Genomic DNA, 14091 nt, shown 5'->3' on the forward strand with positions numbered 1-14091 from the left:
CTCGTCATAGCAAGCAAGCCCGTCAAAGATTAGATTCCTCGACAGGCTCCCCGTCTTCTGACAGTTTGGTGTGAAACACCTGAACAGGTGTTTTCAATATCCAATGTGGAAATGGAAACTTACCCCGCATCAACATAGCCCCCTATTCATCAACCCTGTGGCTCTCAGCAGGTTTGTAACACCTTCGGTAGTCTTAACCCCTCCAGCACCTTCAACGGCCTTAAATGACAAGCTCACGCTGCCTGCTGAGTATCCAGAGAGCGGGAAGTCCAAGTAATCCCCATATTGGAACTGGAAATCCGCTTGTTGGCATACTGCCTTGACCACATTCCCCCGCTGAAAGGCTGTCAGGCTGTCCAGGTTACGTTGCACGATGCGATTATAGGTCAGGCTGTCTATTTGGTCGGATGCCCGACTGAGAGCCTTGTTCAAGTCCTCAGCCGGAATCATACCGATTCCATACAGTTCATACTCATCAGCCGTGGCATAAGCCATAGGATCACTTCCCAGTTTCAGCAATCTCAGCCTCAAGCGTTTCAGCGTCTTTCTCTGCTGCGCCCTCGATCCCAAGATCCGTTGCTCTCTTACGCAGAGCCTTCAGTCGCTTCTCTGCCTCTTTCTTCTCAAGCTCAGCGGCCTTTGCAACCTCGTCTGTCTGCGGATCCGATTCAGACCGATCCACCGTGTAGCCCTTCCCCTCAAACCACTGCAGCAAATGCTCGTCGTCCGTTTCCCCAACACCATTAATAAACATGATGCTGGCTGAAAGTCCCGTATAATGCTCGTTTGGTGCAAATACCTTAGTCATCAAGCGCCGCCTCCCTCTTCCGGATCATCCGTTGCCGGTTCCGGATAATTCGGTTCCAAGGCATCCGGCGTCACTGTACCTATGCGTTCAGTGCCTCGTGGAACCTCGTAACCGTCAGCTGTAGGTTCCAAGGCGTCCGGTGTTGGACTGCCCTGGCGTACGCCTACGTAGTACCCGTTTACATACCCGTTCGGGATATCGTCTTTATACTTCATCCTAGCCCCTCCTTACTGAACTTTGATCTTACGCATAACCCCGGCTGCTTTCGTTGCTTTCAACGCAACAGCGGAAACCATCTCGACCTCGCCCTGTTTCACTGCACCTGGAGTTGTGAAATCAGGCAACCAGGTACGTACTGGTGGTTGACCCGCCATCGATACTCCGTGGAATCCATCCAAGCCAAGGCGCACAATGTACAGCGAAGTTTCGCCGGATGCATTCGTACCAACAACAGGATCATTCGATCCGGATTTAGCTCCGAGATCCACGAGTGGGGTTGTGCCATAAAACTCTACCTGATTCCCGAACTCGTCCTGTTTCGCCATGTACATGCCAGAGCGACGAGCAACGGCTCTGATCCGTGCGATCATTTTCAGGTTCCCCATGATAGCCGACGGCGTTCCATCCAATCCCATCAAGAACTCGTCCAGTTGGTCCAGGAACGATTTATAGTTAGAATCCACAGCTGTAGAAGAAGAAAGGTCAATCGCCGCTGTCGGGTTGTATTCCGTGCTGGAACCGGTCAGGGCTTTGTCCAATCCATCAAACACTTCATCATCCACAGCGCTGTCACCATTGATTACCGTATCGTTGAACAGAGCCTTTGCAGCCTTGATCTTCTGCTGCATTTGGAATTCTGTTTCACTCACGATGCCACCCATGCCTGCAATAACGCGGTCGATCTCGAACGTTCCACCGAATACTTTCAGGTCAACCGTGTAACGTTGCTTCTTAACCTCTTGTGCAGTGTATTCGCTGTTAACTGCCCGAAACTGAGCTGTTGGCTGCGTAATCGCTCGTGTATAGCCATAGGTCAATGTAGCACCGCCGCCTGTTGGGGAGACCGCATCATCAAAGGTCATATTGTCCAACAGATAGTTGTTTTTCCGAAATTCATCAATAACGCCCAGTGTAATTGCGTCTTGTACGTTTTTCTTTGCTTCGCTCAATGTAATTGCCATGTAAAATCACTCCTTGTTTTAATTGCTTATTTATTTTGGAAATGGGACGAAATCGCATCTTTTAAGGATACAGCCGCTCCTGGTGGATTCGGATTCCCACCACCGCCAAGCTTAAAACCACCAGCTCCGCCGCCTGCTTCTTTGTTCTCCTCTTCCTTGAACAGATAGGCATCAGATGTCTTCAATCCTGTTAACTGCTCATCAAGACCAACAATCTTGCCATCGTCTCCAAGGACCAGCTTCGTCTTATCGATCAGACCTGTTACAACTTTTTCGTTATGAACCTTACCCGCCAATGCAGCCGCAATGGCATTGCTGATCTTGACTTCCTGCAGATCGGATTCATATTGTGTCTTGGCTGTCTGATTCTCGGTTTTCAGCGTCTCGATCTGTTGTTTCAGATCTTCAGACAGTCCTGCGGTTTTGCCTAACTCTGCGATTTGCTTATCACGATCAGCAACGTCCTTCTCCGCTTTGCTCTTTGCTGTGTTTACTTCATCAAATCGGGTCTTAGGAATAAATCCTTTCAACTCATCTTGAGAAGCAGTAGCTGCTTTCTCCGCTTGCTCCTCCGTGAACCCCAATGCAATAAACTGTTCCTTGTTCATATCAATTGCCTCCCTATTCGTCTTCGCTTATTACCCGGTCGCGTCCGGTGACGTCCTGTTCTTTTACGCCGACAGTACCGAAACGGCTAACAGGCCCCAGCAGTCTCAACTAGGGCCTTCAAACTCTTACCTTCTCCCGTTTGGGATCTCTACGTAAGTAATCATGTTCCTTCAGGTGAATCCGCAATTGGGCTTGCCACTGTCTAACCTTGGCCTTGTAATTCGCCTGGTTTCCTTCATCCACACTGCCCGCTTCCAGGCGCTTGTACTTGCGTATCTGGCGTTCCATGTAACGCTGTTTCTGTTTCTGCCTGGTAGTTGGCCAAAGCTTTCTCATCATCAGCAGGCTTAGGCAGTGAGCTGGTCCCCACAATGAACGTAGTCATGTTATGGCGACAGTTCGGATGGAACAAACCAGCAGCAATGGCGGTACTCAGAAGTGGATACTTGCCATCGGCTTCGGTCCCGCCTGAATAAACGTCATCAATGAACACCTTGCCCTGATAAGGCAGGCACAGCTTCGAACAGTTGGCGTGTGACGATATCACCACGGTTCGTATACCTCGTTGATCCCGCTTGGCTCCTTCACCAGCAAACACAGCTCGCTGGGAAGATGTACGCAACGCCATTTCCGCATAACTGGCCACATTCACCCTTCGACCATTGGCATAGGTGATGGAGTCGAAGCCCTTTCAAGAAAATCCTTAGTAGCGCGGTCAATAGCCTGATTCAGCGAAGCAGCTCCACTGTTCAGGTATACCTGGGATTTGTAGATGGTCTGTCTATACACATCATCCGCTTGTCTCAGCATGGCATGACGGGCTAATTGCAGATTGTTCTCTGCTGCATCTGCGAGAGCATTAACCCGCTTCTCATTGATCCTGAAGAAGCTACGATCTGAACCATCCTCAGGCTCAACATCCGGCTTTTTGCCCGTGATCTTGTTCCACAAGCCCTTGACCGTGTTAACAACACGATCAGCCCCACGCCGCCAGGAGCCTTTAACCTCTTCCTCGGCTGCCTTCTTCACTTCAGGCTCATACTTCTTAGATATCTGGCGCGTCTCTTTACGGTACCGCTGGATGTCCTCCAGCTTGCGTTTCTGCCATTGCTCCCACTCCTTGCCCTCTCGTTCCTCGTCATCCTTGTGACGCTGAAGGTTACGCTGCATGGACTTGATCAGATCCATTTCCATGTCGCTGAATATCTGGCGAATGTCATATTTCTTCTTCATGTCTCATCAACTTCATCGTCTTCTGGATCCGGCGGGTCATCCCGTTTCAGAGACGGTTCATCAAAGGTGATGTTCTGCTCATCCTTCAGGCGTTTAACCTCTTCTGCCTTCTCCTCATCAGTCCAGGTGTCGCCGTACATCTCTTCCAGGGCTCTCTCAATGCTCATCACACCAAACGTCCTGGCCTTGCCTACTGTCTCAACCACGCTGCCAAAGTCTGGCGCAGCATACTCACCAAACTTGACGGATGCTTCATATTCGCCTGGCTGTTTCTTCTGCAGCGTGTCATAGACCTTCAGAACCGTTTCCACCAGCTCAGGAATGACCTCGTTCAGCCGGTCAACAATCTTCCCGCGTGTGTATAGCGTTGCCTTTTCCTTCTCGCGCTGCGCTTCAGCGTTGTCTGTCTTTTTCAAGTCGATACCCAGCGTGCTTGGAGATACAACCCCCTGCAGACACATATCCAAGACACTTGCATAAGACTCAACAAACGCCTCATACAGGATCTGCGGTTGCACTAGGTTAATCAGGCCTTTAGCTTCCTCAGCCAAAGGAACAGACAGCTTGATGAACTGGTTATCGAACGGGTTTGGCCGTAATGGTGCCCCCGTATTCGAATCTCTCGGGATCATGTCCTCTGGGATGTACTGTTTCACTCGCCCCGATCGGATTGCATCCACCCACTGGCTGACTACCTCGTCCAATGCATCGAAGTTGTCCCCCTTTGTTTCGAAAATCGATTTCCCGCGCCCCGGCCATTTCGTCGATTTGAACACCATCAGCGGAACGGCCATCAGGAACTTCCCATCATACGTAATTTCCGGAATCAGGCCAGCCGTATCCGGCAGCGTGTTCAGCGGAACCTCTTTCCCATAGGCATCCAGCAGACGGGTGTGAACGTAACCAAGCCCAAACACCTCTTCCAGGCGGTAGTCCTTTTCCTTCACCCGGTAGTCTGTATAGAAAACAACCTCATGGAGCCTGCCACGCTTCCGCCTGTACTCGACCTGATCTCCGCTGTAAAACTCAATCAGCGGGTACTTGCTCACATCCGGATCAATCGAAATCTTGAACGCCCCGTCACCTGTTACCAGCGCACCTGATACCGACTCTGGCAGCAGCTCCTCAAAGTCGTTATCTTTGGCAATCTCTTCCCACTGCTTCGTGGCCTGTTCATTCTGTAGCTGAATGCTATCCAAATCTGCAACAACGATATCCGCCAATCGATCCGCAATCATAGCCGGTAATCCGGAATGGATCTTGCGAATCGACATATCCTCGCTTGGCACGGCTGCCCAGAATCGCGCTCTACTCACACTGTCGAATGCAGCCTGCTTGTAGAACTGATCCAGCTCGGACGCATCTCCCCTGTACCACAACTGGTTCCGCAACACATTGGTCTGATATCCGTATGGCTCCCGAATGGTGAACGTCTTATTATCCGGTGCTGGTTGAATCCTCAATATCTTCATGACCATATTCTGAAACCACCCCACTCTCACCACTCCTATCTACTGCACATGCTCCATCGCAATGCGGTAATTCAGCAGCCTTGCAAAGACGCAAAAATAGGCAATCCTTACACTGTCCGTCTGCCTTGAACATCCTCATACCTCCAATCTGCGCTTGAACGGCTGCACGGCATATTCACTACTATCCAAGCAGTCAACCGGGTAACTGCCGTCATCCGTCCGGACCCGATTCGCCTTTCTGGCGCTCCTTCTCATCCCATGTCGCATTCTTAGGGCTTCCTGCCACTGCTTTAGATGGGCCATCACCTTATATCTGCCCTGGTTGATGAGAATAGTTGTGAGCCGGATCCGGTCCACGATGCCCTCTTTCTTGTAAGCAGGCACAACCGGAATGTGTATACCCCGTCGCCTTAGCTCATTTGCCAACGCCTGTCGGAACAGTTTGTCAGCAGATTCAGCAAAAATATGAGCGCATGACAAAAAGGCCGGATAGGTTTCCGACCATTCGACGATCTTATTCACGACTTCCTTGGCGTACCGGTCATGCGTATAACCAGACTCCTTGCCCTGCTTATGGTAATAGCCGTCCAGTAGGATGACATCTTTATACCTTGGCGTGAATCCGGTCAGCGTTGCCACCGTGGCGTCAGTACCCCCAATGTCGATACCTATGGAGAACTCAATATACCGGAAATCCTTAATATCCTTACGAGTAACAACAACTCCCGGCTTAGTGTATCCCGTGTAGATCCGCCCTGTGGCCGCTGTTCGCTTACCCAAGATATCAGCTTGATACCACAGGCTGCCTTTGTCATACGTGGATAGCGTGGTCTTGAGACGGTCGTTAGGGATAGACAGGTTATCAAACACGGTAAAGTGTTCGTAATTGTATCCGGTATTCTCTCCAAGCTTCAGCAGCTCGTCCTGGTAATCCAGAATGTCACGGTAGAACCAGTGAGAAGGGGGTTTAGGATTCAAATCGAAGAACAGTTGCCTGAAGCTACTCGCCAGTGTCCGGTCAAAGACCTCTTGCACGAACGACTGGTGGCACTCGTTGACCTCGGTAATGTACACCGTACCATACGAATTACCTTTGATCCGGGCAGCGTCATTGGCTTTACCACCACCTGCGATTATGACCACTTTCTCACCGGTCTTGGTCTGAATATACAGTGCATCCCGGTTCTTGTACTCTCCCTCACGGCAACGCCCTGCAAATAGGTGCTGGAGCCCAAAGCCGTTCGAGTCTATGGCGTTCATCTTCGCTGCAGCCAAAGAAACACCCGCAACCAGATGCAGCTTGTCCGGATGAACCTCTAGGCACATCGCATAAGCAATCAGGTTGATAATGTTTTTCCCTGCCCGCTTACCGCCCTCAGCTACGTTCAGCCAGGCGTCTTTACTTCGGGCAGATCTAACTGGCCTGTTTTTGATTAAACGGCGCATACGGGATCAGAGCGGCCTCAGTCATCGTCCATCACCCGTTCAGCTACCGGATTATTAATCATATCAGCCAAAGCCACGATCTGAGCGCTTGGATTGAAGCCGTCTTTGTCCGGAACCTTCGATTTCAGCACAGCAACACGGGCTTTCTGCTCCTCGGTCATGTACCCAGCATACCGATCCAGCATCTTCAGGGCGTCCATCTTGTCAGCAAGCTTAACGGTGGTCCCACTCTTGCCTATCTTGATTTCACTGACAATCGCCCCATCCACCTCGTCTGCATTCTTGAAATCGACGAAGTTGATTTGCTGCGTGATCGGCTGGCCCTCTCCATCCTGGCCAACGGTTATTTCCTTGCGACCAAAGTCCACGAAATCCGTGATATCCGCAAAGGCAATTTTCATGTACTCAGCAATGATCCGTTGAATGTCCAAGCCCAGCGCCTCGGTATACATTTCCTTATGTCGCTGGATCTCCGCATGCACTTTAGGATTTCTTAGCGTCTCCCATCCGAACCACATGCGCTGAACGTTTGCTATAGCCCGCTGCCATGGCTGCGCGTGTGATGTTGAAGTCTCTCAGGTACTCCATAATGAAAATGCGTTGCTTGTCAGTCAGCTGGCTGTCCTCTGAGACTTTCGGCGCTGCGTGTTGCAACGTTGCAACGTTGCGTTGCGTCGCGGCTCCTCGTAGCCAGTTCTCTCGGTTCTTGCGGCTACGGATCGTTGAATCCTTGATGCCGTATTGCTCAGCAAGCTCCTTCAGCGTTAAATTGCTTGTCTCAAACAATCGTCTAATCTCTTCCCAGTTCGGCGTCAATTCATCTTCACCACCTCCGCTATTGTGTTTGTATGTAAAAGAAAAAGCACCCCGAAGGATGCTTGGTTTACTCTTCTTCTTTGGAACACTTCTCACAAAATCCAGTTAACGCATTTTCATCTTCGTAAATGGTCCGCCACATTTCGGACAAGTTGATTCTACTCTGCTCATGCTATCATCCACCTCCTGTCAAACACAAATTCGACAAAAAGGGATGTTTTTCCTCTTTTAACAACGACTCCGTGCCACCTAAAGAACCGGCTTCCGGTTCAGAACCTGATGCCTCATCGGTAATGTCTTCGGTAGATACCGCAAACGAAGCGGCTTCTTCTTCACAGGCTGCTCTTCCGTCTGCCTGAACTCCTGAATCTGTTCCCACATTTTTAGCGAAGACTTCATTGTTTGCTGCAAAGGAATTCATTACGGAAATGACAGCATCCTGCAGCCGTTTGCTTAGTTGATTTATAAAATCGAGAACAGCAACCTTCTGCTGATCCGTCATCAAATTCCAATCTGCAAGTAATCTGATCCGATCCATATCGCTATTCATTCCGTGCAATAGCCGCGTTCGCCCAGAATACAGCCTGCTCCAAGTTCGTCATCGCAAGCGACTGTTCACGAGACTTCGGCGTCTGCTCGTCAATCAATTCAGCCAACTCCTTCCCCTTAGCCCGGATAGCCTCGTACTTCGCCGGTTGACCTTCTTTTGGGGAATGGTAGCTGAAATTGTTTTCAATCTGCGGATTCTTCATGAAATTGACCTCCTGAATAATTTTGTGAAACGCAAAGAAGAGCCCTCCGCAATGGAGAGCCCTGTTATAGACAGACTTATGGTGTACATGTTGTACGGCACGATGTACGGCAGTCCGTACGGCAAGATCACAAAAATTCTTTTGAAATCTTGTCTTAGCCCGGTCCACATAGTCCTGAACCGTTCTCTTACTTAGGCCTAGTTTAGACGAAATCTCCAGAAGCGTCAACCCCTGAGCCATATGAAGCAGGAAACATGTCCGCTCCCGATCACTCAGGGCCAACAGTGCATCCACCAGCTTCAGCCGTTCAGCATCGGTGATCTCCTGCCCGGACAGCTTGATATACATTTCCCTTTGCCGATACACGTCGGTAATCTCAGCTCCACGGCGGCTGCCTGGCCGTCTCCCGCGTTTTAACGACGTCAGGGCATATCTCATGTCCGATAACATTTCAGAGACCGTATCCGCCTCTTTCGCCTCCTGGAGATCATTCAGATCCAGACTCTTCCGGTAATTATCCAAGGCTCGGGAATCCGTTGCATATTGACTGATCAGCGTCTCAATCCACGTTGCTTTGGTATTAATCATCTCTTCCCCTCTTTCGTCCCAATCCATCTCAAACGTAATCTGCTCTGCCGTGAAGCCGCAGCTCTTGCACACATGCAGATCCGGCTGGATCTCGCGCATATCGCTGCAGCACTCCGGACAGATCAACCTGCCTGCCTTTGTTTCTCGTATACTTCCTCCAGCCATTCAATCATCATGACCATTTGCTTTACGGCCAGTCGGTTATCCTCGTACTTCCTGCAGATCGCACCAGCAGAATCTGCAAACCCACTTCCAGAAGTCAGGGCTCTGCATCCCGAACTGTCTCGCTGCATCGTTCACACCCTGGGTCCACAGGAACATGTCCCAGAAGAATGCTTTGTAGTCCATGGCCTACAGCTCCTCGATCTTGACGTAAATGCCTGGATGATCAGCCCAGAACTTCTCGATGATCTCACTGGCCACAATGGCGTCATCTGTCCAGAATCCCAGATCAGTCATAATATCAAACGGCAACTTGTTCAGGTTGTGTGTATCTGGCTTTGTCTTTTTCCACTCTCCGTCGTAATGCTTGCTACCCTTCGTAATCGGGAACAGCCACTTTACAATCACACGCAGCGCCCCCGTATATTTTTTCTCAGGCACATGCTGACCCAAGTGAGCTGTTAACTTCGCACGAGCTGCCTTCAGATCATCTGGTTCGTAAAAGACAGGTTTGCCATTCACAATCGTTACCTTCTTCTCCTGGTGCGTCGCTGTCGGTGGTTTCATCGGCATAAAGAATTCTGTCATCTATTTCACCACTTCCATTTTTTAACTTTAGTTTTGCGGGGGTGACTTTCAAATAAATTTAGGGGAAGGGGAGGGGAGTTTTAGACCCCTCCCTTATTCCTTATATATTTATATATACAGGTCGCCGCCGCATGTTGCGGCAATCAGGACGTACCTAAATCCCCGCAACTTTTCGCGGAATTGCGGCAACCATGTTTCGCAAGTTGCGGCGACCATAAAATGATGATCATTGCCGCAACTTTGTGCGGATTGCAACCACCATAAATTTATGGTCTCCCCGCAACTTCATTAATCTGCTTCCTCTTCTTTTTTGACGATGCGGAAGCCATTAGAACGATCAATTTCATATCCATATTTCTTGATCCAATCTCTTACAGTACGTTCGGCAACTTCCTTACCAGTAGATCCGTACCAGGCGATGACATCCATCAAAGTGGGAGGTTCACCGAAATTACAATTGTTCACGACATCCTCAAACTCTTCAGCTTTGGTTCGACGTTCCTGCTTAGCCTTATCCTTCCGTTTGCCAGAAGCCTTTTGCCATGCCGGCGTTGAAGCTTCACTATCCGTATCGATGTCCTTCAGGCTGCCCACGTCATCGATGCGATGAACCGGATATTGGAACCACATGTTCACCGGCTCGAACTTGGCATACTCCCGAAGCGTACCTTCCACACGCCATGCAGAATGCCCACGTACAGTCTTGATGACTCGATCAATCTCTGTTTTGATGTTCGACATAACTCCTGGAATTGCACGCTTAGCGTGGTCTTCCATAGCCTTTGCACTGAGCTGATCATCCTGGGATATATGCTCCTGCAGGTATGGTGGGTTGTACTGTTCGAAGAGACGCTGATACATCGCGCAGATCGCCTTGTTCTCTTCCTGATTCCGCAGGGCTTCCGGAATGTCCAGTTCCACCAAGTCAATCAGTGCATCCGGATCCCGAGCGAAAACGCCGCTACCACTTGCCCGGTCCATGGACTTCTTGCCTCCCTGAGAACCCTTAGAGTGATGATGACAGTAAATAACGCTGGCGCCGAGCTCAGTAGCCACTTTGTCAAACTGATTGGTGAAATGGGCCATCTGATCGGCGCTGTTCTCGTCACCTGTGAGTACCTTATAAATCGGATCGATAATGACAGCAATATAATCTTTCTTCGCAGAACGACGAATCAATTTAGGAGCCAGCTTGTCCATCGGTACCGTCTTACCACGAAGGTTCCAAATATCGATATTTCCGATGTTCTTCGGCGGTAGCCCAAGCGCCTGATACACATCCTTGAAACGATGCAAGGCGCTGGCTCTGTCCAACTCCAGATTGACGTACAAAACTTTACCCTTAGTACACTGCCAGCCCAGCCACTTATCTCCTTCAGCCAAGGCAATACTTAGCTCGATCAAAGCGAACGACTTACCAGCCTTCGATGGTCCGGCCATCAGCATCTTGTGACCTTGCCGCAGTACCCCATGAATCAAAGGTGGAGCCAGCACCGGCATGTTATCCCAATAATCAGTCAGGCTCTCCGGATCCGGAAGATCATCATTCACACCCTCGATCCATTCATGCCACTCTGCCCAACTCGCACGGCCAATATTGGTATCCACAATGAACTGCTTTTTCCCGTTACGTTCAACGCCTGGCATCCGTGAAAGCCTCGAGGGATTTCGATTCTGCTTATCGATATTCAGGCCGTTTTTCTTACAAACGTTATATAGGTAATCGACCCGCTTACGGTACTCGTCATAATCAGCTGCATCTACTTTAACGATAGCGTGAACACTCTTCCCACCACTGTAGACCATCACAGCGATAGGCAGCTCTAGTTCCCGCATGATCGCGTTCTGCTTTTCAATGTCCATCGTGTCCGATTCAACAAGTGCGTACCGGAATTCGGTCACGTTATCGTTTTTAACACCTTTACCATCCAGCGGGTTGAACCGGATCCACGCGCCAGCAGCCACATCGTAATCACCTAGTACCGATCCGATGTCTCCCTCTTTGGATTGATTCAATAGTTGAATCAGCTCTCCCGCGGTCCGATCGTAAGCCCCTTTGGTGGGTAGATACTCGCCTTCATCGTTCTGCCAGGTGTCCACGACATAGCCCACGTTCTCCGATGCTTCAAACAGCGTCTGCAGGTATGTGGTGAGCTGCTGAATCGGATTCCATACGGCTGGCTCGTGGATTTCCTTACCTTCAATCCAGTTCTTATCGACCACGACATAATCGCCGCCGGCAATTTCATCGTCCCAACCCAGTTCCCGATCCTCTCGGCCAGCTGAACGTGGTACCCATCCGTTATCCTTGGCCATCTGTGTAATCGTTGCACCAGTAACAGGGATGCCGGATCCTTCAAAGGAAGTCCACTTTCTGAAGCACTCCCCGGGACGGTACCGGCCGCTGTCCCGTTTGCTCCAATCATCCCAATCACTGGCCGTATAACCTTCATATTTCAATGCCATGCCGACATTGACCCATTCCTGGTAATCCAAGAACGAAGGATCAACGTGGTCCAACAGTGCCATAAGATCCAGTTTGTGCTCCATCCGTTTCACTACCTTTACTTAGATATTAAAAAATCGATTTTGATCTACCCAACATTTACCTTCAGGCGTATTAATAAAATCGTTCGTCTTCTCGGTATGGTTAATTCGCTTCACATGACCCAATTTCTGAAGCTTGTTCACATCGACATAGCCATAGAATCTGCCCTGTCTATCGTGGATCTCATAGACTCGTTTCGGTCCGATCGTTGCCCAGCAAGCAACCTTCAGATCGAGCAAAGGCTTGCCATCCTCGTCCACTTCGATGCTCCACCCACACTTACAACTGCGTTTGAAAATGTCGTCTTCAATCAGCAGGACACCTTCTCCGTCTCCCACCAGCTCATTACCACAATCAACGCACGCAGCGTATTTCCGCATCAACTTAACTGATTTCATTGCAAGCATTTATTTAACGCCTCCTTCTTGACTCTCAGGCTTATTGTCGTGTAACCACTGGTAAATCACTTTTAAAGCAGCCCCCGCTCTATCTGGTGTTCTGCCCATGCTCAAAATGTCCGTCACTTGCACAAGTAACCTCATGACTCTGGTACAACGCTCAGCTTCATTTTTAAGCTCCAATTCGAGACGGTCAGCTTCTTCCTTGTGCTTGTGTAGAGCAGCACAGGCTGCATCATACGCTTCAGGTGTCGGGTATTTCCGAAAAGCTTCTTTACGCCACTTTTCTTTTTCCGATACCGTGTGATCAAGTAAGGCAAGTACATCATCTATGATCTCATCACCATCGGTTGTAATTGTCATACCTGTGTCAAGCTGAACACCGAGACATTCCTCGCTTACAATCAGGGTGAATCCGTTGAGTAATTTGTATCGTCGTTCACTCAATCTTCGTCCACTCCTTCCCCACCCATATGAGGCATAACGCGAGCTCTAGGCAAACTTATAACTGCGAAAGCCCCGAAATCCCCCAATGCATCCTCGCCATTGATTGCATCCTCCGGAATCCATATCTCACATTTAATACGGTGATATCCTTTGTGTTTGCCACGTTTTGATGGACCATAAACTGATGCCATACCAGAGAATGGAGCAACTACATACATCCGATCATCCCGTGGGTTTTCCTCCATTGACTCTTTAAGGTGTGTGGGTGAAACATCAAAAAGTACACTTTTGTCTTTACTCAAATGTATCCGCTCCTTTGAAGGGGCCGAAGCCCCATGTTCTATGCCAAGTGATCTGCAATGAAGAAGTTGCCCCAATCGTCCCTTTTCAGGGGATCAGCGAATACAGCTTCACGCACCTCATGAACCGATCCGCAATCGTAGCACTCTACTGTCTTCTCTTCCGGAAGAATATAATGATTGCCTTTACCTCTGCATTTAGGATTCTTGCACCAGTACCGGCACTTGTAGTGGGCCATGCCATCCTTGTACTTAATGCCAGTCACTTTATAATCATCTACCTGCTCGTTTGTCTCAGAAGAATTGGAGATCACATTCAGAGACTCTGAATCGATGTTCTGGTAAGCCTCGGCTAGCTTTTCACCCAGTGAAGTTGAGAGAGTACGTTCAGAATGAATCATGGCCGGCTTCGTGACCCTTTTTGCATTCTCCTTAACAACATCCTTCACGATCTCCTGAACAGCCTTCTTACTATTAATCGTGCTATCCATCAATGAGCTGAGCGGGATCACAGTCTCATTTTCAGTTACCTTCTGCAACTTTGCTAACGGAGCTACGATTTCAGGAAGTTTAGGTTTATGAACCAATTCAGGCTTGCTATCCTTCACCTGCAGGCCAAATGCTCCAAAGAATCCATCAATAACAGCCTTTGTTTCGCCGGCTCCAAGCTGATCCATTTCCAGTTCACCAGTGCCCTGCCCGTTTTGAATGTTCATGCGTACCCAACTCATATATGATTGCTCC

General features: G+C 49.5%; 18 protein-coding genes and 2 pseudogenes. All 20 read right to left on the reverse strand.

Annotation, left to right across the window (positions count from 1 at the left end):
* Positions 1–129: 129 nt before the first annotated feature.
* Entirely contained in the window at positions 130–495 is a 366-nt protein-coding gene (locus ACTWJ7_RS28390; protein WP_443146087.1) for a hypothetical protein, read from the reverse strand.
* Positions 496–499: 4 nt separating this feature from the next.
* The gene (locus ACTWJ7_RS28395) at positions 500–808 is read right to left on the reverse strand and encodes a hypothetical protein (RefSeq protein ID WP_443145020.1); all 309 of its coding nucleotides are present in this window, start codon (positions 806–808) and stop codon (positions 500–502) included.
* Positions 808–1023 (reverse strand): hypothetical protein, encoded by a 216-nt coding sequence (locus ACTWJ7_RS28400; protein ID WP_443146088.1) that lies wholly within the window; start codon positions 1021–1023, stop codon positions 808–810. The genes ACTWJ7_RS28395 and ACTWJ7_RS28400 overlap by 1 nt, the downstream gene beginning before the upstream one ends.
* Before the next feature lie 12 nt (positions 1024–1035).
* Positions 1036–1989, reverse strand: coding sequence for a major capsid protein (locus ACTWJ7_RS28405; RefSeq protein WP_443146089.1), 954 nt, complete (start codon positions 1987–1989; stop codon positions 1036–1038).
* A 26-nt stretch (positions 1990–2015) separates the two neighbouring features.
* The gene (locus tag ACTWJ7_RS28410) at positions 2016–2597 is read right to left on the reverse strand and encodes a phage scaffolding protein (protein ID WP_443145023.1); all 582 of its coding nucleotides are present in this window, start codon (positions 2595–2597) and stop codon (positions 2016–2018) included.
* A 118-nt stretch (positions 2598–2715) separates the two neighbouring features.
* Positions 2716–3831: pseudogene (locus ACTWJ7_RS28415) on the reverse strand (phage minor capsid protein).
* Positions 3828–5327, reverse strand: coding sequence for a capsid protein (locus tag ACTWJ7_RS28420; RefSeq protein ID WP_443146090.1), 1500 nt, complete (start codon positions 5325–5327; stop codon positions 3828–3830). Before ACTWJ7_RS28420 ends, ACTWJ7_RS28415 begins: the two are co-directional and overlap by 4 nt.
* A gap of 111 nt (positions 5328–5438) precedes the next feature.
* Complete coding sequence (locus ACTWJ7_RS28425; protein ID WP_443146091.1) at positions 5439–6749, reverse strand: PBSX family phage terminase large subunit; 1311 nt, start codon at positions 6747–6749, stop codon at positions 5439–5441.
* Between the two features lie 17 nt (positions 6750–6766).
* Positions 6767–7267: a terminase small subunit gene (locus ACTWJ7_RS28430; RefSeq protein WP_443146092.1), complete on the reverse strand. Its 501-nt coding sequence runs from the start codon at positions 7265–7267 to the stop codon at positions 6767–6769.
* Positions 7233–7661, reverse strand: coding sequence for a terminase small subunit (locus tag ACTWJ7_RS28435; RefSeq protein ID WP_443146093.1), 429 nt, complete (start codon positions 7659–7661; stop codon positions 7233–7235). Before ACTWJ7_RS28435 ends, ACTWJ7_RS28430 begins: the two co-directional genes overlap by 35 nt.
* Before the next feature lie 79 nt (positions 7662–7740).
* Positions 7741–8103: a hypothetical protein gene (locus ACTWJ7_RS28440; RefSeq protein WP_443146094.1), complete on the reverse strand. Its 363-nt coding sequence runs from the start codon at positions 8101–8103 to the stop codon at positions 7741–7743.
* A gap of 4 nt (positions 8104–8107) precedes the next feature.
* A complete protein-coding gene (locus ACTWJ7_RS28445) occupies positions 8108–8317 on the reverse strand; it encodes an Acb2/Tad1 domain-containing protein (protein WP_301880967.1) in 210 nt (69 codons plus the stop codon).
* Between the two features lie 156 nt (positions 8318–8473).
* Positions 8474–9070: pseudogene (locus tag ACTWJ7_RS28450) on the reverse strand (sigma factor-like helix-turn-helix DNA-binding protein); the annotation flags it as partial.
* Complete coding sequence (locus tag ACTWJ7_RS28455) at positions 9028–9198, reverse strand: hypothetical protein (RefSeq protein ID WP_443146095.1); 171 nt, start codon at positions 9196–9198, stop codon at positions 9028–9030. The gene ACTWJ7_RS28455 and the pseudogene ACTWJ7_RS28450, both read right to left, overlap by 43 nt.
* Before the next feature lie 58 nt (positions 9199–9256).
* A complete protein-coding gene (locus ACTWJ7_RS28460) occupies positions 9257–9655 on the reverse strand; it encodes a RusA family crossover junction endodeoxyribonuclease (protein WP_076328799.1) in 399 nt (132 codons plus the stop codon).
* Between the two features lie 288 nt (positions 9656–9943).
* The gene (locus ACTWJ7_RS28465; protein ID WP_443146096.1) at positions 9944–12205 is read right to left on the reverse strand and encodes an AAA family ATPase; all 2262 of its coding nucleotides are present in this window, start codon (positions 12203–12205) and stop codon (positions 9944–9946) included.
* Positions 12206–12223: 18 nt separating this feature from the next.
* Positions 12224–12610: a DUF3797 domain-containing protein gene (locus ACTWJ7_RS28470; protein WP_443145033.1), complete on the reverse strand. Its 387-nt coding sequence runs from the start codon at positions 12608–12610 to the stop codon at positions 12224–12226.
* A complete protein-coding gene (locus ACTWJ7_RS28475) occupies positions 12611–13048 on the reverse strand; it encodes a hypothetical protein (RefSeq protein ID WP_443146097.1) in 438 nt (145 codons plus the stop codon). It lies immediately after the preceding gene.
* On the reverse strand, positions 13045–13350 hold the full coding sequence (locus ACTWJ7_RS28480) for a hypothetical protein (RefSeq protein WP_443145035.1): 306 nt from the start codon (positions 13348–13350) through the stop codon (positions 13045–13047). The genes ACTWJ7_RS28475 and ACTWJ7_RS28480 overlap by 4 nt, the downstream gene beginning before the upstream one ends.
* 38 nt (positions 13351–13388) lie before the next feature.
* Positions 13389–14078 (reverse strand): hypothetical protein, encoded by a 690-nt coding sequence (locus tag ACTWJ7_RS28485; RefSeq protein ID WP_443146098.1) that lies wholly within the window; start codon positions 14076–14078, stop codon positions 13389–13391.
* Positions 14079–14091 lie beyond the last annotated feature (13 nt).

This window comes from Paenibacillus sp. 1A_MP2, from assembly GCF_052244825.1.
Taxonomy (GTDB): Bacteria; Bacillota; Bacilli; order Paenibacillales; family Paenibacillaceae; genus Paenibacillus; species Paenibacillus vandeheii.

What these genes read in the sequence shown, in the direction of transcription:
- ACTWJ7_RS28390 (WP_443146087.1), bottom strand. Translation starts at nt 495, where the DNA reads ATGGCTTATGCCACGGCTGATGAGTATGAACTGTATGGAATCGGTATG.
- ACTWJ7_RS28395 (WP_443145020.1), bottom strand. Translation starts at nt 808, where the DNA reads ATGACTAAGGTATTTGCACCAAACGAGCATTATACGGGACTTTCAGCC.
- ACTWJ7_RS28400 (WP_443146088.1), bottom strand. Translation starts at nt 1,023, where the DNA reads ATGAAGTATAAAGACGATATCCCGAACGGGTATGTAAACGGGTACTAC.
- ACTWJ7_RS28405 (WP_443146089.1), bottom strand. Translation starts at nt 1,989, where the DNA reads ATGGCAATTACATTGAGCGAAGCAAAGAAAAACGTACAAGACGCAATT.
- ACTWJ7_RS28410 (WP_443145023.1), bottom strand. Translation starts at nt 2,597, where the DNA reads ATGAACAAGGAACAGTTTATTGCATTGGGGTTCACGGAGGAGCAAGCG.
- ACTWJ7_RS28425 (WP_443146091.1), bottom strand. Translation starts at nt 6,749, where the DNA reads ATGCGCCGTTTAATCAAAAACAGGCCAGTTAGATCTGCCCGAAGTAAA.
- ACTWJ7_RS28430 (WP_443146092.1), bottom strand. Translation starts at nt 7,267, where the DNA reads ATGTGGTTCGGATGGGAGACGCTAAGAAATCCTAAAGTGCATGCGGAG.
- ACTWJ7_RS28440 (WP_443146094.1), bottom strand. Translation starts at nt 8,103, where the DNA reads ATGGATCGGATCAGATTACTTGCAGATTGGAATTTGATGACGGATCAG.
- ACTWJ7_RS28445 (WP_301880967.1), bottom strand. Translation starts at nt 8,317, where the DNA reads ATGAAGAATCCGCAGATTGAAAACAATTTCAGCTACCATTCCCCAAAA.
- ACTWJ7_RS28455 (WP_443146095.1), bottom strand. Translation starts at nt 9,198, where the DNA reads ATGCAGCGAGACAGTTCGGGATGCAGAGCCCTGACTTCTGGAAGTGGG.
- ACTWJ7_RS28460 (WP_076328799.1), bottom strand. Translation starts at nt 9,655, where the DNA reads ATGACAGAATTCTTTATGCCGATGAAACCACCGACAGCGACGCACCAG.
- ACTWJ7_RS28465 (WP_443146096.1), bottom strand. Translation starts at nt 12,205, where the DNA reads ATGGAGCACAAACTGGATCTTATGGCACTGTTGGACCACGTTGATCCT.
- ACTWJ7_RS28470 (WP_443145033.1), bottom strand. Translation starts at nt 12,610, where the DNA reads ATGCTTGCAATGAAATCAGTTAAGTTGATGCGGAAATACGCTGCGTGC.
- ACTWJ7_RS28485 (WP_443146098.1), bottom strand. Translation starts at nt 14,078, where the DNA reads ATGAGTTGGGTACGCATGAACATTCAAAACGGGCAGGGCACTGGTGAA.